This window comes from uncultured Azohydromonas sp. (genome assembly GCF_937926365.1).
Classification (GTDB): domain Bacteria; phylum Pseudomonadota; class Gammaproteobacteria; order Burkholderiales; family Burkholderiaceae_C; genus Azohydromonas.
Genome location: NZ_CALAOH010000119.1, coordinates 1 through 18,669, shown reverse-complemented (window position 1 = coordinate 18,669; position 18,669 = coordinate 1). Strand labels below are relative to the sequence as shown.

16 protein-coding genes are annotated in these 18,669 nt (G+C 68.1%); 5 read left to right on the top strand and 11 right to left on the bottom strand.

All coding sequences use genetic code 11. The annotated features are described in order from the left end of the window. Positions 1 to 59: 59 nt before the first annotated feature. Complete coding sequence (locus Q0741_RS12300) at positions 60 to 2,717, top strand: bifunctional acetate--CoA ligase family protein/GNAT family N-acetyltransferase (protein WP_298233497.1); 2,658 nt, start codon at positions 60 to 62, stop codon at positions 2,715 to 2,717. A gap of 9 nt (positions 2,718 to 2,726) precedes the next feature. On the opposite strand, the gene Q0741_RS12295 is transcribed toward Q0741_RS12300, so the two are convergent. Further along, positions 2,727 to 3,809, bottom strand: a complete 1,083-nt coding sequence (locus Q0741_RS12295; protein ID WP_298233496.1) for a ligase-associated DNA damage response exonuclease — start codon at positions 3,807 to 3,809, stop codon at positions 2,727 to 2,729. A 57-nt stretch (positions 3,810 to 3,866) separates the two neighbouring features. Between Q0741_RS12295 and Q0741_RS12290 the strand changes: the two genes are divergently transcribed. Beyond that, the gene (locus Q0741_RS12290; RefSeq protein ID WP_298233495.1) at positions 3,867 to 4,250 is read left to right on the top strand and encodes a DUF805 domain-containing protein; all 384 of its coding nucleotides are present in this window, start codon (positions 3,867 to 3,869) and stop codon (positions 4,248 to 4,250) included. Between the two features lie 154 nt (positions 4,251 to 4,404). Next, positions 4,405 to 5,157: a serine protease gene (locus Q0741_RS12285; protein ID WP_298233494.1), complete on the top strand. Its 753-nt coding sequence runs from the start codon at positions 4,405 to 4,407 to the stop codon at positions 5,155 to 5,157. A 108-nt stretch (positions 5,158 to 5,265) separates the two neighbouring features. Here Q0741_RS12285 and clsB read toward each other — a convergent pair whose 3' ends face one another. From clsB to Q0741_RS12235, 10 genes are all read right to left on the bottom strand, one after another. Next, a complete protein-coding gene (clsB, locus tag Q0741_RS12280) occupies positions 5,266 to 6,597 on the bottom strand; it encodes a cardiolipin synthase ClsB (RefSeq protein ID WP_298233493.1) in 1,332 nt (443 codons plus the stop codon). Next, positions 6,594 to 7,412 carry an endonuclease/exonuclease/phosphatase family protein gene (locus tag Q0741_RS12275; RefSeq protein WP_298233492.1) on the bottom strand — a complete coding sequence of 273 codons (819 nt, stop codon included), beginning with the start codon at positions 7,410 to 7,412 and terminating at the stop codon, positions 6,594 to 6,596. Before Q0741_RS12275 ends, clsB begins: the two co-directional genes overlap by 4 nt. 3 nt (positions 7,413 to 7,415) lie before the next feature. Then, entirely contained in the window at positions 7,416 to 7,919 is a 504-nt protein-coding gene (gene nudB, locus Q0741_RS12270) for a dihydroneopterin triphosphate diphosphatase (RefSeq protein ID WP_298233491.1), read from the bottom strand. Positions 7,920 to 8,026: 107 nt separating this feature from the next. Next, a complete protein-coding gene (locus Q0741_RS12265) occupies positions 8,027 to 8,293 on the bottom strand; it encodes a hypothetical protein (RefSeq protein WP_298233490.1) in 267 nt (88 codons plus the stop codon). Positions 8,294 to 8,407: 114 nt separating this feature from the next. Beyond that, a complete protein-coding gene (gene aspS / locus Q0741_RS12260) occupies positions 8,408 to 10,198 on the bottom strand; it encodes an aspartate--tRNA ligase (protein WP_298233489.1) in 1,791 nt (596 codons plus the stop codon). A gap of 74 nt (positions 10,199 to 10,272) precedes the next feature. Continuing rightward, positions 10,273 to 10,941, bottom strand: coding sequence for a DUF502 domain-containing protein (locus Q0741_RS12255; RefSeq protein ID WP_298233488.1), 669 nt, complete (start codon positions 10,939 to 10,941; stop codon positions 10,273 to 10,275). A 25-nt stretch (positions 10,942 to 10,966) separates the two neighbouring features. After that, complete coding sequence (locus tag Q0741_RS12250; protein ID WP_298233487.1) at positions 10,967 to 11,266, bottom strand: FmdB family zinc ribbon protein; 300 nt, start codon at positions 11,264 to 11,266, stop codon at positions 10,967 to 10,969. 103 nt (positions 11,267 to 11,369) lie between these two features. Further along, on the bottom strand, positions 11,370 to 12,830 hold the full coding sequence (locus tag Q0741_RS12245; RefSeq protein ID WP_298233486.1) for a sodium:solute symporter family protein: 1,461 nt from the start codon (positions 12,828 to 12,830) through the stop codon (positions 11,370 to 11,372). 175 nt (positions 12,831 to 13,005) lie between these two features. Further along, complete coding sequence (ubiB, locus tag Q0741_RS12240) at positions 13,006 to 14,577, bottom strand: ubiquinone biosynthesis regulatory protein kinase UbiB (protein WP_298233485.1); 1,572 nt, start codon at positions 14,575 to 14,577, stop codon at positions 13,006 to 13,008. After that, on the bottom strand, positions 14,574 to 15,098 hold the full coding sequence (locus Q0741_RS12235) for a hypothetical protein (RefSeq protein WP_298233484.1): 525 nt from the start codon (positions 15,096 to 15,098) through the stop codon (positions 14,574 to 14,576). The genes ubiB and Q0741_RS12235 overlap by 4 nt, the downstream gene beginning before the upstream one ends. A gap of 227 nt (positions 15,099 to 15,325) precedes the next feature. Here Q0741_RS12235 and Q0741_RS12230 point away from each other — a divergent pair, with 227 nt between their 5' ends. Both Q0741_RS12230 and Q0741_RS12225 read left to right on the top strand, forming a co-directional pair. Further along, a complete protein-coding gene (locus Q0741_RS12230) occupies positions 15,326 to 16,642 on the top strand; it encodes an undecaprenyl-phosphate glucose phosphotransferase (protein WP_367184103.1) in 1,317 nt (438 codons plus the stop codon). A gap of 297 nt (positions 16,643 to 16,939) precedes the next feature. After that, positions 16,940 to 18,556: an IS66 family transposase gene (locus Q0741_RS12225; RefSeq protein WP_298233482.1), complete on the top strand. Its 1,617-nt coding sequence runs from the start codon at positions 16,940 to 16,942 to the stop codon at positions 18,554 to 18,556. The last annotated feature ends 113 nt before the right edge of the window (positions 18,557 to 18,669 follow it).

Genomic DNA, 18,669 nt, shown 5'->3' with positions numbered 1-18,669 from the left:
GCGGGCACGCTGCGTGCGGCCTTCGGCGCCCGCAACCACGAGCATGCGAGCATGAACCCATGAGCATCCGCAACCTGGACTCCCTGTTCGACCCGGCCTCGGTGGCCGTCATCGGCGCCTCCGACCGCCCGCGCAGCGTGGGTGCCACGGTGTGGCGCAACCTGCGCGCCGGGCGCTTCGCCGGCCCGGTGCTGGCCGTCAACCGGCGGCTGCGCGAGCTCGACGGCGAGCGCGTGTACGCCCGCGTGGCCGAGCTGCCCGAGGCGCCCGAGCTGGCGGTGATCTGCACCCCGCCGACGACGGTGCCGGGGCTCATCGCCGAGTTGGGCGAGCGCGGCACGCGCGCCGCGGTGGTGATGACGGCCGGGCTGGACCGCGAGCGCAAGCAGGCCATGCTCGACGCCGCGCGCCCGCACCTGCTGCGCATCCTGGGCCCCAACTGCATCGGGCTGCTCACGCCGCGGCTGGGCCTGAACGCCAGCTTCGCGCACGTGGACGCGCTGCCCGGTGAGCTGGCACTGGTGTCGCAATCCGGCGCGCTGATGACGGCGATGTTGGACTGGTCGCGCGCCAACGGCATCGGCTTCTCGCACTTCGTCTCGCTGGGCGAAGGCGCAGACGTGGACTTCGGCGACATGCTGGACTTCCTGGCCAGCGACGCGCGCACGCGGGCAATCCTGCTCTACATCGAATCGGTCAGCGCGCCGCGCAAGTTCATGTCCGCCGCGCGCGCGGCGGCGCGCAACAAGCCGGTGATCGTGGTCAAGGCCGGGCGCTCCAGCGCCGGCCAGGCCGCGGCGGCCTCGCACACCGGGGCGCTGGCGGGCTCGGACCTGGTCTTCGACGCCGCCATCGCGCGCGCGGGCATGCTGCGCGTGAGCACGCTGCAGGAGCTGTTCATCGCCGCGGAGACGCTCTCGCGCTTCCGCGGCCGCCGCGGCGAGGAACTCGTGATCGTCACCAACGGCGGCGGCGCGGGCGTGATGGCCGCCGATGCCGCGGCCGACGCCGGCATGAAGCTGTGCCAGCTGGCGGACAGCACCATCGCCACGCTGGATGCCCACCTGCCGCCCAACTGGTCGCGCGCCAACCCGGTGGACCTCATCGGCGATGCGCCGGTGGAGCGCTACGTGGCGACGCTGGAGGCGCTGGCGGCCGATCCGGCGCAACCGGCGGTGCTGTTCATCCACGCACCCACGGCCATCGTGCCCAGCAGCGAGATCGCGCAGGCGCTGGTGCCGCTGCTCAAGCGCATGCCGCCGCGGCTGCTGAGCTGCTGGATGGGCCAGACCGCCGTGGCCGAGGCGCGCGAGCGCTTCCACGACGCCGGGCTGCCCGTGTTCGACACGCCCGAGCAGGCCGTGCGCGCCTTCGCCCTGGGCGTGGACTACGCGCGCAACCAGGCACAGCTGATGGAGGCGCCGCCCGCGGCGCCGGCGCGTCCCGCGGCCGACACCGCGCGCGCCCGCGCCCTGGTGCAGCAGGCGCTGGCCGCCGGGCGCGAGATGCTCACCGAGCCCGAGGCCAAGGCGGTGCTCACGGCCTGCGGCATCCCGGTGGCGGCCACCACCAGCACCTCGCCGGATCCCGAGGCCGCAGCGGAAGCCGCCCAGCGCATCGGCTTCCCGGTGGTGCTGAAGATCCTGTCGCTGCAGATCTCGCACAAGTCCGACGTGGGCGGCGTGGTGCTGGACCTCAACAGCGCGCTCGAAGTGCGCGAGGCCGCCGCAGCCATGCTGGAGCGCGTTCGCACGCGGCGCCCGGACGCGACGATCCTGGGCTTCTCGGTGCAGCAGATGGTCAAGCGCTCGCATGCGCGCGAGCTGATCGTGGGCAGCACCATCGACCCACTGTTCGGCCCGGTGGTGCTGTTCGGCCATGGCGGCACGGCGGTGGAGGTGCTGGCCGACCGCGCCGTGGGCCTGCCGCCGCTCAACGAGCCGCTGGCGCGCTCGATGGTGGGGCGCACGCGCGTGTCCAAGCTGCTGGGCGCCTGGCGCGACACCTCGGCCGTGGACCACCAGGCGCTGTACGGCGTGCTGGTGACGGTGTCGCAGCTGCTGGCGGACGTGCCGGAGATCGCGGAGCTGGACATCAACCCGCTCATCGCCAGCCCCAGCGGCGTGGTGGCGCTGGACGCGCGCATCCGCGCCAGCAGCGCCTGCCCGTCCGGCGAGACCAACTTCGCCATCCGCCCCTACCCCACGGCGCTGGTGGAGACGGTGCAGTGGCACGACCACGAGATCACGCTGCGGCCGATCCGGCCCGAGGACGAGGCGCAGCACCTGGCGTTCCTGTCGCGGGTGTCGCCGGAGGACATCCGCATGCGCGTGTTCTATAGCCGCCGCAGCATCGAGCGCACCGAGCTGGCGCGGCTGACGCAGATCGACTACGCGCGCGAGATGGCCTTTATCGCCACCGAGCCCAGCCCCGAGGGCGGCGAGCACACGCTGGGCGTGGCGCGCGCGGTGGCCGATCCCGACAACCAGGACGCGGAATTCGGCGTGCTGGTGCGCTCGGACCTGAAGCACTCCGGCCTGGGCCTGCTGCTGATGGAAAAGCTCATCAACTACCTGCGCGGCCAGGGCACGCGGCGCATCGTGGCGGTGGTGCTGGAGGAGAACACCGCCATGCGCGCGCTGGGCAAGCGGCTGGGCTTCACGGAAGGCCCGCCTGACCGCGCGGACGGGACGCGGCGGATCTGGATGGAGCTGTAGCGGTCCCGCTCACTCGGCGAACGGAATCCCCTCCTCCGCCGCACCAGCCTCCGTCTCGATCGCCTCGTCCCCGTACTCCGTCCTGAACGCACCGGCCTCGTAGCCCTGCTCCTGCAGCCAGCGCACCATCACGGCCTCGTAGCCGTGGGTGACGATCACGCGGCGCGCGCCAGTGGCGGCGATGGCGCACTGCAGGCCCGGCCAGTCGGCGTGGTCGGAAAGCACGAAGCCCCGGTCCACGCCGCGGCGCCGGCGCGCGCCGCGCAGCGCCATCCAGCCGCTGGCGAAGGCGTCGCTGGCTTCGCCGAAACGGCGCAGCCACGGCGAGCCCAACACCGAGGGCGGCGCCACCACCAGCGCGCGGCGCAGCGCTTCCTTGGGCAACTCCGTGACGCGGTGCGTGGGCGGCAGCGCCACGCCGGCGGCGCGGTACGCGGCATTGAGCGGTTCCACCGCGCCGTGCACGACGATCGGGCCGATGCCGGCATCCACGCCCGCGAGCAGCCGCTGCGCCTTGCCGAAGGCGTAGCCCATGAGCACGCTCGCGCGCCCTGCGGTGGCGTTGGCGGCCCACCAGGCGTCGATCTCTGCGTACAGCGCCGCCTGCGGCTGCCAGCGGTAGATCGGCAGCCCGAAGGTGGATTCGGTGATGAAGCAGTGGCAGCGCACCGGCTCGAAGGGCGTGCAGGTGAGGTTGGCCTCGGCCTGGTGGCCGCTGAGCCAGTAGTCGCCCGAGACCACCCAGACCTCGCCCCGGTGCTCCAGCCGCACCTGCGCCGACCCCAGCACGTGGCCGGCAGGATGCAGGCTGATGCGCACGCCGCGGTGCTCCACCGCCTGCCCCCAGGACAGCGCCTGCAGCGCGATGTCCGCTCCCATGCGCGCGCGCAGCACGCCCTCGCCCTCCGCGCTGGCCAGGTAGTGGCCATGGCCGCGGCGCGCATGGTCGGCATGGGCATGGGTGATGACGGCGCGCGGCACCGGCTGCCAGGGGTCGATGTAGAAATCGCCGGCCGGGCAATACAGGCCCTGTGGGCGTTCCACCACAAGGTCGCGTGCGGCAGCCGCCGCTGTGGCTTGTGCACGGTCCATCAGGGCATTGTGAGAGGGGCCCATGGGAGAATCCGTTGCGTTTCGTTGCAGTGCACCATGACCCCGTCTTCCTCCTGGCTCGCCGAAGAGGCGATGAGCCCGCAGCAGATCTTTTTCAGCTTCCAGGGCCGCATTCCGCGCCGCATCTGGTGGCTCTACGGCGTGCTGGGGCTGCTGGGCCTGGGCGTGCTGGCCAACACGCTGCTGCGCGTGGCCGGCATGAGCGAGGAGAAGGCCAATGACCTGGTCAACCTGCTGCTGACCTGGCCGGCGCTGGCGGTGTCCGTCAAGCGCTGGCACGACCGCGACAAGTCGGGCTGGTGGGTGCTGATCAACGCGGTGCCGCTGATCGGCATGGTCTGGACCCTGATCGAGAACGGCCTGCTGCCCGGCACGCCCGGCAGCAACCAGTACGGCAAGGATCTCGGCGACCAACTCTGAGCCCCGCTGTCCCAGTCCCGCACAACCGTTCCCGCACCGGCAAGTCCCTGGCCCGTCCCCTCCCCTGTCCTTGCCCATGAGTCTCAAGTGCACCCTTGCCGCCTGTGTCCTTGTCACTTGCGGCCTGCCTCCTGCCCAGGCGCAGCTGACCGCGGTGATTCCCAAGGTGAAGCCGTCGGTGGTGGTGGTCGGCTCGTGGCGCGCCACCGACAACCCGCGGCTGGGCTTTCGCGGCACCGGCTTCGTGATCGGCGACGGGCGCCGGGTGCTGACCAACGCCCACGTGCTGCCCGAGGCGAGGCCGGACGAAAGCACGGCACCGCTGGCCGTGGGCGTGCCGCGCCGGCGCGGCGACGGCGTGACGGAAGTGCGTCCCGCGACGCTGCTGGCGCTGGACCGGCGCCATGACCTGGCGTTGCTGGCGATCGAAGGCGCGCCGCTGCCGGCGCTGCCGCTGGCCTCCGCGCGCGAGCTGCCGGAGGGCACCGAAATCGCCTTCACGGGCTTTCCCATCGGCAGCGCACTGGGCTACTCGCCGGTGACGCACCGCGGCATCGTCTCGGCCGTGACGCCGGCCTCGCTGCCCACGGCCTCGGCGCAGCAGCTCAGCAACCAGGCCATCCGCCAGCTGCGCGAAGGCCCCTTCGTGCTCTACCAGCTCGACGCCACCGCCTATCCCGGCAACAGCGGCAGCCCCGTGTACGACGCCGCCAGCGGCGAGGTGGTGGCAGTGCTCAACATGGTGTTCGTCAAGGCCGGGCGCGAAAGCGCGCTGACGCAGCCCTCGGGCATCAGCTACGCCATCCCCATCGCGCATGCGCTGGAGCTGCTGCGCGGTGCGCCGGCGCCCTCCGGCACTGCCCTGCCCGCCGCAGCGCCGCCCCAGTCCAAGCCGTCTTCCGACTGAAGAAACAAAGGCTGCCATTCGGGCTGAGCCTGTCGAAGCCCCGCGTCCCGACCCGCCCACAGGCCCTCCGACGAGCTCAGGGCGAACGGGAAAAACGGGAAATCCAGGTCAGTAGCGCCCGGTGATCCCGGCCACACGCAGGTACACGTGCGCGCCCCAGGCTACGAAGCCGCGGCGCAGCGCGCCCCAGAAGCCGCGCGAGCGCAGGTGCCCCGCCTGCACCTCGCGCGAGTCGGCGACGGCGGCGTCGAACTCGGCGGCCAACTCGCGCGTGAAGTCGCGGTCGCGCACCATCACGTTGGCCTCCAGGTTCAGCAGCAGCGACAGCGGGTCGATGTTGGAGCTGCCCACGGTGGCCCATTCCTCGTCCACCAGCGCCACCTTGGCGTGCAGGAAGGCAGGCATGTACTCGAAGATGCGCACGCCGTGGCGCAACAGCTCGTCGTAGAGCACCTGCGCCGCCAGGCCTGCGATGCGGTAGTCGAGCTTGCCCTGCAGCAGCAGCCGTACCTGCACGCCGCGGCGCGCGGCGTCGCGCAGCGTGCGGCGGAACAGGTGGCCGGGATAGAAGTACGGCGACACCAGGTCGATGCGCGTGCGCGCGCGGCGCAGCGCGTCCACGTAGCTGCGCTCGATGGCGCGGCGCTGGCGCAGGTTGTCGCGCACGACGAAGGCGGCGCGCACGGGGCGCTCGGCGTCGCTGCAGAGCTGGCTCTTCAGCGGCGGTGTGATGCGCAGCCGCCGCAGCAGCGCGCGCACGCGCGCCACGGGCTCGCTGCTGCGCGCCAGCGCCTTCATCTCCTCGGGCCAGTCGTGGCCGAAGGCCGCACGCGACCACATCGCGCCCACGGTCTGCTGCACCGGGCCGACCACCGGGCCACGCAGCGCCACGGCGAAGTCCAGCCGCGGCGTGTCGGTGTGGCCGTGGTTGAGGTCGTTGTGGTCGTCGATGATGTTGATACCGCCCACGAAGCCCAACGCCGCGTCCACCACGCACAGCTTCTGATGCAGCCGGCGCAGCTGACCGGGCTGCAGCAGCGTCCACCAGCGCCGCACCGGGCGGAACACCGCCAGCTCCACGCCGGTGCCGCGGAACCACTCGTACAGCGTGGGCAGCGAAGCCTTGCTGCCGAAGCCGTCCACCACCACCCGTACCTTCACGCCGCGCGCGGCGGCGGCCAGCAGCGCGTCGGCCACCAGCCGGCCCGCGGCGTCGTCGTGAAAGATGTAGGTGGCGAGCCAGACCTCGTGCTGCGCCGCTGCCATGGCCTCGCACATGGCGGGAAAGAGCTCGCGTCCGCCGCGCAGGAGCCTGACCTCGTTGCCGCCGCAGAACAGCGCGCGCGGGTGGTCGTACCAGTTGTGCAACAGCGCCGAGGCTTCTTGCGAATCGTCCGCCACGGCGCGCCGGCGCCGGGAGGAGGAACGCCCCGGGCTCATGCCGCTTCGAGCTCGGCCACCAGCGGCAGGTGGTCCGACATGCGGGCCCAGGCGGTGCCGCGAGGCACGAAGGTCGAGCGGCAACGCAGGCCGCGCAGGTAGAAGCGGTCCAGCGCGAACACCGGCGCCAGCGAGGGGAAGGTCGGGCAGTGCGTGCGCGCTTCCTCGGAGCGGGCACGCTGCAGCCCGATGCTCCACATCGGCGGGTCCAGCTTCTCGGCCCAGTCGTTGAAGTCGCCCGCCACCACCAGCGGCGCGTCGGACGGTACGTTGGCCTCCAGGAACTCGGCGAGCTTCTGCACCTGGCGCACGCGGCTGGCGTGGATGAGCCCGAAATGCGCCACCACGGCGTGCACCGTCATGCCACCCCACTGCACCGGCACGTGCAGCAGACCGCGCTGCTCGAAGCGGTGATCGCTGACGTCGAAGTGGCCCACGTCGCCGATGGGCCAGCGCGACAGCAGCGCGTTGCCATGCTCACCATGGCGCGTGACGGCGTTGGTGCGGTAGGCCACGTCATAACCTTCGGGCGCCAGGAAGTGCGCCTGGCCCTGCTCGGGCCAGCCAAACTTGCTGCGGTCGAATTTGCGCGCCTCGCGGGTGTGGAAGAGGCGCACCTCTTGCAGGAACACCATGTCGGCGTCCAGCGCCTCCACGCCCAGGCCGAGGTTATGGATCTCCAGCCGCTTGCGCGGGCCGATGCCGCGCACGCCCTTGTGGATGTTGTAAGTCGCCACGCGCAGCAGCGCGGTGTCGCTCTCGCTCCTGGGGGTAGCCGTCGGCAGCTGCGTGGACTGCAAGCGGTTGAGCACCATGCTTCAGCCCTCCGCGGCGGCGCCGGCGCGGCCGGCAAAGCGCGGCAGTTGCAAGATCGCCTCCGCGTTGCTCGGCGAGAAGCAGGCTGCCGCGGCCTCACGCCAGGGCAGCCAGCGCATCGCCACGTGCTCGCGCGGCGCCAGCCGGACCGGGATGCCCGCGGGCACCGTGAGACCGAACACGTGCTCGGTGTTGTGGGTCACGCCGCTGGCATAGCGGTGCCGGAAGACGGGATAGATCTCGTACACGTTGCGCAGTCCCCAGTCATGCAAAGCGGCAAGGCCGATGCCCGGGGAATGCACGTCGATGCCCGTTTCCTCGGCCACCTCGCGCACGCAGGTTTCGGTCAGCGGCTCGTCGACGTGGTCCTTGGAACCAGTGACGCTCTGCCAGAAGCCGGGATGGTCGGCTCGCTCCAGTAGCAGCACGTCCAGCGCCGGGGTGTGGATCACCACCAGCACGGATTCGGGAATCTTGTGGGGACGCTTGGGAAGGGCTTCAGGCATGCGCCTGAGCATAGCGGCGCAGAGAGCGCCTCAAGGCGCGGCCGGTCAAGGCCGCAGTGCCGCGGTGCGCGCGGACAGGCGCGCACCGGGGGCACGGGGACGACGCATCAGCGGGCGCTGACGTTGGCCGTCTGCACGGCGGGGGCATCCACTGCGGGGCCGCTGGTCCAACGGGTGCTGGCGGGCGGGGCCACGATAAAGCGGTTGGCATCGATACCGCCGTTGCGGGCTTGGCGCGCGGCCAGCACGGCGGGGTGCTCGCCATTGGCACGGGTCACCGCAGTCTGCGCGGGAGCAGTGGCCGGGGCCACGGTTTCGGCTTGGGCGACGGCGGCGACAACAAGCAGGGCCAGGGCAAGGACGGGGGTCTTCATAATGCTTCCTCGGGGTTTACCCTAATAGTGTAAACCCCGAGTGTTAACCCTATGTCGTCCTTATTGCACGCTGCACCGGAGGTCGGGCCCCAGGGACCCAACCCTTGAGCCACATCAAGCCGTGACGGCCGGATTGCGCAGGCGGATGTGCAGTTCGCGCAGCTGCTTCTCATCCACGGCGCTGGGCGCGCCGGTGAGCAGGCACTGGGCGCGCTGCGTCTTCGGGAACGCGATGACGTCGCGGATGGACTCGGCCTTGGTCATGAGCGTGACCAGGCGGTCCAGGCCGAAGGCCAAGCCGCCGTGCGGAGGCGCGCCGTACTGCAGCGCGTCCAGCAGGAAACCGAACTTGAGCTGCGCCTCCTCGGGACCGATGTTCAGGGCGTTGAACACCTTGCTCTGCACGTCGGCGCGGTGGATACGCACCGAACCGCCGCCGAGTTCCCAGCCGTTGAGCACCATGTCGTAGGCCTTGGCCACGCAAGCCCCGGGGTCGGTGTCCATCAGGTTCTCGTGCCCGTCCTTGGGCGCGGTGAACGGGTGGTGCACGGCGACCCAGCGGTCCTCTTCCTCGTCGTGTTCGAACATCGGGAAGTCCACCACCCACAGGGGCGCCCAGCGGTCCTCGAACAGGCCCTTGGCGCGACCGAAGTCGCTGTGGCCGATCTTCACGCGCAGTGCGCCCAGGGCGTCGTTGACGACTTTGGCCTTGTCGGCACCGAAGAAGATCAGGTCACCGGTCTGCGCGCCGGTACGTTCCAGGATCTGCTGGATCGCGCGGTCATGCAGGTTCTTGACGATGGGCGACTGCAGCCCCTCGCGGCCCTTGGCCAGGTCGTTGACCTTGATCCAGGCCAGGCCCTTGGCACCGTAGATCTTGACGAACTCGGTGTAGCCGTCGATCTCGCCGCGGCTCATCTCGCCGCCCTTGGGCACGCGCAGCGCGGCCACGCGGCCGCCCTTCGTCGTGGCCGGGGTGCTGAAGACCTTGAAGTCCACGTCGGCCATCACGTCGGTGAGCTCGGTGAACTCCAGCTTCACGCGCAGGTCGGGCTTGTCCGAGCCATACAGGCGCATCGCGTCGGCGTAGCTCATCACCGGGTACTCGCCCAGCTCCACGTCCAGCGCCTTGCGGAAGACGTGGCGGATCATGCCCTCGGTGAGGTCACGGATCTCCTGCTCGGACAGGAAGCTGGTCTCCAGGTCGATCTGCGTGAACTCGGGCTGGCGGTCGGCGCGCAGATCCTCGTCGCGGAAGCACTTGGTGATCTGGTAGTAGCGGTCGTAGCCCGCAACCATGAGCAGCTGCTTGAAGAGCTGGGGCGACTGCGGCAGCGCGAAGAACATGCCGTCGTGCACGCGTGACGGCACCAGGTAGTCGCGCGCGCCTTCGGGCGTGCTCTTGGTGAGCATCGGCGTCTCGATGTCGATGAAGCCCTGCTCGTCGAGGTACTTGCGCACTTCCATGGCCACGCGGTAGCGCAGCATCAGGTTGTTCTGCATGTACGGGCGGCGCAGGTCCAGCACGCGGTGCGTCAGGCGGGTGGTCTCGGAGAGGTTTTCCTCGTCGAGCTGGAACGGCGGCGTGACGCTGGGGTTGAGCACTTCCAGCTCGTGGCACAGCACCTCGATCTTGCCGCTGACGAGGTTGGTGTTCTCGGTGCCTGCGGGCCGCGCTCGCACCTTGCCGACGACCTTCAGGCAGAACTCGTTGCGCACGCTCTCGGCGGTAGCGAACATCTCCGGACGGTCGGGGTCGCACACCACCTGCACGACGCCCTCGCGGTCACGCAGGTCGATGAAGATCACGCCGCCGTGGTCGCGGCGGCGGTGGGCCCAACCCATCAGGGTCACGGTCTGGCCCATCAGCGCTTCGCTGACGCGGCCGCAGTAGCTGCTTCTCATTGTTGGCTCCAGGAGACTGGTTCGGGAGGCCGCCGCGGCCGGCGGCCTGTGGGAAAGATGGCGCCCGGCGTCGTTCAGCCGCCCGCGCGGTTTCGCAGCGGCAGCGGCGCGGCAGGGGCCGCCACGGGCGGAGGCGGGGCGACAACGCCCATCGAGATGATGTACTTGAGCGCCTCGTCCACGCTCATCCGCAGCGGCACCACGTCGGCGCGCGGCACCATCAGGAAGAAGCCCGAAGTCGGGTTGGGCGTGGTGGGCACGTACAGGCTCACGTGCTCGGCGCCGCCGAGCTGCGTGGCCACCTCGCCGCCGGGACGACCGGTGACGAAGGCGATGGTCCAGGAGCCTGCGCGCGGGTACTGCACCAGCACCGCCTCGCGGAAGGCGTTGCCGCTGCTGGAGAACAGCGTGTCCGAGACCTGCTTGACCGAGCTGTAGATCGACTTGACGATGGGGATGCGGCCCATGAGCCGGTCCCACTGCCGCAGCCACCACTGGCCCAGCACGTTGGCCGCGAACATGCCGGTGAGCAGCAGCCCCGCCACCATCACCAGCACGCTCAGGCCCGGGATCTTGCGCAGGTCGTCCAGGCCAGCCTGCGCCGACAGCGGCAGCACGGCCGAAGCCGCGATCAGCAGCCAGTCGAACACGCCGTCCATCAGGCCGAGCACCCACAGCAGCACCCAGACCGTGACGGCCAGCGGCAGCCAGACCAGCAGCCCGGCAACGATGTATTTCTTCACGCGCGACGGCCCTTGCCCAAAGGCATCAGTGGCAGGCGCAGGCGCCGCCGCAGCCCGCTGCCGGCGCGGCATCGGACGACGACGAGGCCGCAGCGGCCGGCTCGGCCGCCTTGCTGGTGGCCGGCGCGGAGGTAGTGCCGCTGCCGCCCTTGAAGTCGGTCACGTACCAACCCGAACCCTTGAGCTGGAAGCCCGCGGCAGTGAGCTGCTTGCTGAAGGCCTCGGCGCCACAGGCCGGGCAAGTGCTCAGCACGGGGTCGGACATCTTCTGCAGCACATCCTTCGCGTGACCGCAGGCGGAACAGCGATAAGCGTAGATCGGCATGGCTAAGCCTTTGATGCAAAACGAAAAATTATAAAGCCCGAGGTGGGGCGGCGATGTCGCAAGGAATAGGCGCCGCGCCCGCGGCCGCAGATAAGGTCACGCTTCAGGCTTTCAAGCCGCTGTCCAGGCCGCGCAACGCATGGTGCGCGCCGTGGCGGTTCTTGAGCGCCTGCGGGCCCAGCGAGCCCACCAGCATGCCCAGCGCCCCCATCAGGAAGCCCGCGAGCTGCGCCGGGAAGGTCTCACCCGCTGGCGTGGCCAGAAACAGCATCCAGGTCAGCAAGCCCAGCACGATGGAGAAGATGGCACCCTGCGTGGTGGCACGTTTCCAGTACAGCCCAGCGACCAGCGGCACGAAGGCGCCGACCAGCGGCACCTGATAGGCGCCGGAAACCATGTCGTAGATCGGCGTCCCTTCGGAGGCCATGGCGTAGGCGCACACCAACAGGCTGAACACCAGCACCGACACGCGCATGGTGCGCAGTTCCTGACGGTCGCTCTGGCGCGGGAAGAACTGGCGCCAGACGTTCTCCACGAAGGTCACCGAGGGCGCCAGCAGCGTGGCCGAGGCCGTGCTCTTGAGGGCCGACAGCAGCGCGCCGAAGAACAGCACCTGCATCACGAAAGGCATGTGCTCCAGCACCAGCACGGGCAGCACCTTCTGCGGATCCTGCTCGATGAGCTCGGTGGCCTGCTCCGGCATGATGAGCAGCGCGCTCGTGACCAGGAACATCGGCACGAAGGCGAAGGCGATGTAGCACAGGCCGCCGATCACCGGGCCCTTGGTGGCGGCGTTGATGTCCTTGGCCGACATCACGCGCTGGAACACGTCCTGCTGCGGAATCGAGCCCAGCATCATCGTGATCGCCGCGGCGATGAAGAACACGATGTCGGTGAAGGTCGGCTCGGGCAGGAAACGGAACAGGTCCTTGCTCGTGGCAAGCGCAATCACCTTGTCGGCGCCGCCGGCCTGATCGGCGGCGAAGACAGCGATGATTGCCAGGCCGGCGACCAGGATGATCATCTGGATGAAATCCGTCACCGCCACCGACCACATGCCGCCGAAGAGCGTGTAGGCCAGGATCGACGCGGTGCCCAGCACCATGCCCGCCGGCACGCTGATGGCGCCGCCCGAGAGCAGGTTGAACACCAAGCCCAATGCCGTGACCTGCGCCGAGACCCAGCCCAGATAGCTGACGATGATGATCAGCGAGCACACCACCTCGACGCCGCGGCCATAGCGCTCGCGGTAGTAGTCGCTGATGGTCAGCAGCGACATGCGGTAGAGCTTGGCGGCGAAGAAGACGCCGACCAGGATCAGACAGGTGCCCGCGCCGAAGGGATCCTCCACCACCTCGCCCAACCCGTTCTGCACGAACTTGGCCGGGATGCCCAGCACCGTCTCGGAGCCAAACCAGGTGGCGAAGGTGGTGGTGACAATCATCACCAGCGGCAGGTGGCGGCCTGCGACCGCGAAGTCCGAGGTGTTCTTGACCCGCTTGGCGGCCCACAGGCCGATGGCGATGGTCAGCAGCAGGTAAACGAGGACCAGGGTCAGCAGCATGAAACGGCCTGCGGTCGGGGAAAGGCTGGAGAAGGTGCCGCCGGACGGCGGCGCCGAAAAAGCGCGCGCATTATCCCCTGCATCGCGGGGGGCAAGCTTGCGCATTCCTTGACACCTCTGTGCCCTGCCTGCAAACGCGCCGCAAGCGCAGAGGGATGGCGTTTTCAGCCTGGCATCAAGCAGGCATGAACACGTGCAGCCTCAGCGCCAAGCGCATCAAACCCACCCCCAGCGCGAAGCCCAGGGCGCCCCAGAGGATGCCCTGCAACAGTCGATTGGTCCGGCGCTGCTCGGACAGGAGGGCCAGCAGCAGCGCTTGAGAATCCTCGGCCTTGCCGGGCGAATGCTGCAGCGCGTGGTGCAGCAGACGCGGCATCTCGGGCAGCAGCCGCGCATAGTGCGGCGCCTCGTGCTTGAGGCGGTCCACCAGCGCGCGCCAGCCGATCTGCTCGTTCATCCAACGCTCCAGGAACGGTTTGGCGGTCGCCCAGAGATCGAGCTCGGGATCGAGCTGGCGCCCCAGCCCTTCGACGTTGAGCAGCGTCTTCTGCAACAGCACGAGCTGAGGCTGGATCTCCACGTTGAAGCGGCGCGAGGTCTGGAACAGGCGCAGCAGCACCTGGCCCAGCGAGATGTCCTTGAGCGGGCGGTCGAAGTGCGGCTCGCACACGGCGCGGATGGCCGACTCCAGGGCGTCGATGCGGGTGCCCGGCGGCACCCAACCCGACTCCAGGTGCAGCTCCGCCACGCGCTTGTAGTCGCGGCGGAAGAAGGCGATGAAGTTCTGCGCCAAGTACTCCTTGTCCACCTCGGTGAGCGTGCCCATGATTCCGAAGTCCAGCGCGATGTAGCGCCCGAAGGTGGCCGGCTCCAGGCTGACCTGGATGTTGCCGGGGTGCATGTCGGCGTGGAAAAAGCCGTCGCGGAACACTTGCGTGAAGAAAATCGTCACGCCGTCGCGGGCCAGCTTGGGAATGTCCACGCCCGCCTCGCGCAGGCGGCCGATCTGGCTGATGGGCACGCCGTGCATGCGCTCCATCACGATGACGCCCGGGGCGCACAGGTCCCAGATCATCTCGGGGACCATCACGAGGTTGAGCCCGTCCATGTTGCGCCGCAGATGGGCCGCGTTGGCCGCCTCGCGCACCAAGTCCAGTTCGTCGTGCAGGTAGATGTCGAACTCGGCCACGACCTCGCGCGGCTTGAGCCGCCGCGCGTCAGGACTGACGCGCTCGGCCCAGCGCGCCAAGCGGTGCAGCAGTGCCAGGTCGTCCTCGATGACGGCCAGCATGCCCGGGCGCAGCACCTTGACCGCCACCTCCCGGCCATCGCGCAGGGTAGCGAAGTGCACCTGCGCGATGGAGGCACTGGCCACCGGCTCCGGGCTGAAATGCGAGAACAGCTCGTCGATGCGCCGTCCGAAAGCCGCCTCCACCAGAGCCACGGCCTGGGTACTCGGGAACGGTGCAACGCGGTCCTGCAGTCTGGCCAGTTCGTCCGCCACGTCCAGCGGCAGCAGATCGCGCCGTGTGGACAGTACTTGGCCAAACTTGACGAAGATCGGCCCCAGCCGCTCCAGCGCTTGGCGCAGGCGCACGCCGCGCGCCTCATCGTAGCGGCGCCCGATGGTCACCACGGCGGCCAGCGCGCGCACCCAACGCTGGCGGAAATGCGACAGCGCGATGTCGTCCAGGCCGAAGCGCAGGACGGTGAACGCGATGTAGATCAGCCGAGCAAATTGCCTCATGAAGCGGCACGCCAGCGCACCGTGCCGCCAAGCATGGTCTGCCGCAAGCCGCGCGCCAGCGCCGCACCCAGCGCGCTGATCTGTTGCGCCGCCGCCGGGCTCAGCACCCGTTCCAGATCGGCCGCTACGTCCCAGCGCAAGTTCTGCAGCAGCCAGTTGATGTCCGCGGCTAGCGCCGCGTCACCATCGAGCCGGAGCGCCGGCTGCGAGCCGGCCAACGCCTGGGCCATGAGCATGGCGGGATTGGAGGCATCCACCCGCACATGCAGTTGCGCCACCGCAGAAGGGGTTTCGCACCACTCCAGCAGCCCTGCCGGTGTGATGCGCCAACACAGTGTGGGCGTCGGCGGCAGCAGCCGGGGCCATTGTTCAAGATGGAACTGCACCAGCGCGCCCTCACGGGGGCGAAGCAACTCGCGCGCCGCGGGCTCGCTGTCAAGCACGTGATTCAGGAGCAGGGTCAGCCGCTCCATCAGAGCGGGGGCCAGCAGGGCGTTGAGGGCTTGCAACATGCGCGGCATTGTAGGCACCCGGGTTGGACGCCCGCATCTGTGGGAAGCAGTCCGGCGCAGGCTGACGCAGGGTCGAGAATGGCCCGCAAGAAAAGGGGGAAGGAACTGGTCTGTCGGCATGGCTTGTCCATGTCGCACCCAAAGCAGGTCAACCGGATTCCATGATCGCCCATCGCAGTTACAAACGGACGTTCTACAGCGCCCCTCAGTCAGTCACGTCCCTCGTGGCAGCTTTCATGGAGCCCACCATCGCGGTGGCGGTGTTCCTACTCGCCACCAAGTGGTATGGACAGCCCATAGAGCGACCAGCCCTCACGCTGGGCTTGCTGGTGTTCGCGCTGACCTTTCCAGGCCGCCAGCGTTTCAAGGACCCACTGCCAGCAGCGGCTATGGACATCGTCAATAGCTGGGTCGTGCTATTGCTGGCATTGATGCTGTGTGGCTACGCCACACAAAGCCTGGGTTACTTCAATCGGCAGGTGCTATTAACCTGGGCCGTCATCACGCCAGTGCTGTTGTGGCTAGGCGTATGCACGGGACAGGCTATTTTGCGACGCCGGGCCGCACTCCCTGTGCTGCGACGGCCGGCCGTGGTGGTAGGTAGCGGGCTCCTGGGCGTGAAGGTAGCTAGGGCGCTGCGCGAGACCGCCGACCAAGGCAGTGTGTTTGTGGGTCATTTTGACGATCGTCAGGACGCACGTGTGCATGAGGAGGCCAGTACGGTACTCGGCACCTTGCAAGACGTTGCGCCCTATATCCGTACACATGGCATCAAGGAGGTTTACATTACATTGCCGCTGGGCCTGCAGCCCCGAATCGTAGAACTCCTGGAATCCCTTCAAGGCACCACAGCGTCCATATTTTTCGTGCCTGACGTATTTGGAATAAGCATCATTCAGGGCAGATTACAAGACATGAACGGCATTCCCGTAGTGGGAATTTGCGAAACCCCCTTTACTGGCACGAACGAGCTTGTCAAGCGAATCTCCGACCTGGTTATTGCTTCGGCAATCTTGATTTTGATTTCACCGATATTGATTGCGATTGCAATAGCTGTGAAATACTCTTCACCTGGACCTGTGATTTTCAAACAGCGCCGCAATGGATTGGATGGAAGCGAAATATTGGTCTACAAGTTCCGCACAATGACTTGCCAGGACAACGGCGAGGTAGTGCGCCAAGCCACCCGACATGACCCGCGCATCACACCACTCGGGGCATTTTTGCGCCGCACCTCACTGGACGAACTTCCGCAGTTTTTCAATGTGCTCCAAGGCAGCATGAGCATTGTCGGCCCTCGACCACATGCTGTGGCCCATAACGAGGAATATCGCAAACTTATCAAGGCATACATGGTGCGCCATAAGGTCAAACCGGGGATTACGGGCTGGGCTCAGGTCAATGGTCATCGCGGCGAGACCGACACCATCCACAAGATGCAAGCACGAGTTGAATATGATCTTGAATATCTGCGCAACTGGTCTCTGGCGCTGGATCTTCACATCATGATGCGGACCGCGCGACTTGTATTTTTTGACAAGAACGCTTATTAACCCGGCAAGTCCCCTCTGGTCTTTTTTGATGCTGTCGTCTAGGGCGTGTAGTTTGCCCGCGCCAGCAAGCAGGGCCTCGCAGCCATGCTTGGCGTCCATTTCGGACACGCTCATGCCAAGTGCGCCCGGACCCCCGAGTTCGTAAATATTCGGTAGCTGTATAGGTGGGATGGGTACTGCCTGCCGGACTGGACGGGGTGGGGACAGGTTTCTACGCTGTAATGCATGAGCGCAGCGGTGGCGCAGTCGCAGGTAACGAGTCCGTCGGACCCGAGGGCGGCACCGTTCGAGCAAGTCATGGTGACGCTGACCAAGCAGGAGCACATCCGCTTGGTGATGGAGGCTCACTACTGGAAGTCGCTGCACGAGCGGGCTGTTGTGCGGCTCGAACGGCAGCGACAGCAGTTTCAGCATGACCTTGCGTTGGCCCGCCAGCGCGAGGCCGAACTGCGCGAGCAACTCGAGCATGAGCGGGCATGCAACCGGGATCTGCGGCAGCGCGTTTTTGGCCAGCATACCGAGCAGTCGCGTTTGCTGAGCAAGGTGCAGCAGCCCACGCCACAGCCCAAGCGTCCTCGTGGACAGCAGCCGGGAGCGCCCGGGCACGGGCGCACGCGTCTGACGCAGTTGCCCGCGCGCGAGGAGACCATTGAGCTCGAGCCGGCAGTGTGTCCGCAGTGCGGCCTGGCGCTCAAGGAGTTTCCCGGCACCCAGGACTGCGAGGTGGTGGAGTACGAGGTCAGTGCCTGGCGCCGCGTGATCCACCGCCGGCGGTATTGCCCGACGTGCCGGTGCGGCTGTCTGCCGGGCATCGTGACGGCGCCGGCGCCGCCGCGCCTGATTCCCATGGGCAAGCTTGGGGTGTCGGCCTGGGTGCACCTGCTGCTGGGCAAGTTCCTTCACGCTCAGCCCCTGCACCGGCTGCTGCAGGACTGGGAAGATCAGGGACTGCACCTGTCGCCTGGCACGGCCACGGAAGGCCTGCACCGGCTGGCTGTCTTGTTCGAGCCGCTGCAGCAGGCGCTGCACGAGAGGCTGCGCGCGCACACGCATTGGCATGCCGACGAGACACGTTGGGAAGTCTTCGCCGAGCAAGAAGGCAAGGTGGGTCACCGCTGGTATCTGTGGGTGTTCCACACGCCCACGGTGGCGTACTACGTGCTCGACCCCAGCCGCTCGTCCAAGGTGCCGGGCTCGGTGCTGGAGGGCGTCGATGCGGGCATCCTGAGTGTGGACCGGTATGCGGCGTACAAGAAGTACGCCACCAGCCACCCGGGCGTGCAGTTGTCGTTTTGCTGGGCGCACCAGCGCCGGGATTTCCTGCGCGTGGCCAACGACCATCCAGTGCTGTGGTCCTGGGCCATGGGCTGGGTGCAGCGCATCAGCGAGCTCTACAAGCTCCATGCCCTGCGCCAGGAAGCGGGCCTGGGCACAGCAGAGTTCACCGCGTGTGACGAGCGGCTGCGCCAGGCGGTACAGGTCATGCAGCACCTTTGCGAGCAGTCCCTGGCTGACAAGGAGCTCGCCACAGCAGCGCGCAAGGTGCTCAAGAGCCTGCAGCGGCACTGGGCAGGGTTGGTGGTGTTTGTCGAGCAGTCCTGGCTGCCGCTGGACAACAATGCGGCCGAACGCGCGCTGCGTCTGGCAGTCGTTGGGCGCAAGAACTTCTACGGCTCGGGCAGCCAGTGGTCGGGAGAGATGGCCGCGACGCTGATGAGCCTGCTCATGACCGTCAAGCTGTGGAAGATCAACGCACGCACCTGGTTGAGCGCGTACCTCAACGTCTGTGCCAACGAAGGCGGCAAGCCACCATCGGACATCAGCGCCTTCATTCCATGGCAGATGAACGAGGCGCAGCTCGCGGCCATGCGTGCAGCTCCTGCTGCCGGTGGCCACGGCTTCGACACCTCGTGAGAAGGCGGCCACATCGGCGCCGCAGCAGCCCTTGAACGTGCGCTGCTGGCGCCATGTGCGTAAGCGATCAATCAACCTTGCTTTTACCCATAAGTCTGAATCCCGAGCAGGAA